This is a genomic window from Arsenicicoccus sp. UBA2120 (assembly GCF_002330965.1).
Lineage (GTDB): Bacteria > Actinomycetota > Actinomycetes > Actinomycetales > Dermatophilaceae > Arsenicicoccus > Arsenicicoccus bolidensis.
Map to the genome: position 1 here is coordinate 1 of NZ_DCYC01000085.1, position 483 is coordinate 483.

The following is a 483-nucleotide window of genomic DNA, read 5'->3' on the forward strand; positions in this document are numbered from 1 at the left end:
TGTGAGCTGGGGGCTCAGTTCATGTCGTCTGGGCGGAGGGCGCATGCGAGAGGGGCGCGGCCGCGGCCACGCCCCTCTCGTCCTGGGTCACTCAGTCCTCGTCCCAGGGGTCCTTGACCTGATCGCCAGGCGGTATGGCGCTCGCCGGCTTCGGGGGCTCGGGCTTCGATTCCGGCTCCGGTACGGGCTCCGGTTCAGGCACGGGCTTCGACTCAGGCTCCGGCTCCGGCTCCGGCTTCGTCTCGGCGGCCGGCGCCGGGGTGGTGTCGTCCTCGTCCCAGGGATCGGCGACGTCGTCGGTGGCAGGGGCGGTTGCCGGTGTGGGCTCCGGCTCGGGCTTCGTCTGAGTCTCCGAGTCGGGCTTCGTCTGGGCGACGGGTGCCGGGGTGGTGGTGTCGTCGTCCTCGTCCCAGGGGTCCTTGACGTCCTCGGTGGCCGGTGTGGGCTTCGACTCCGGCTGGGGCGCGGGCTCGGCCTCGGGCT

The 483-nt window shown here is 72.7% G+C and carries 1 pseudogene; it reads right to left on the reverse strand.

The annotated features are described in order from the left end of the window. Positions 1–91: 91 nt before the first annotated feature. Positions 92–483, reverse strand: a pseudogene (locus tag B2P18_RS14390) (hypothetical protein); the annotation flags it as partial.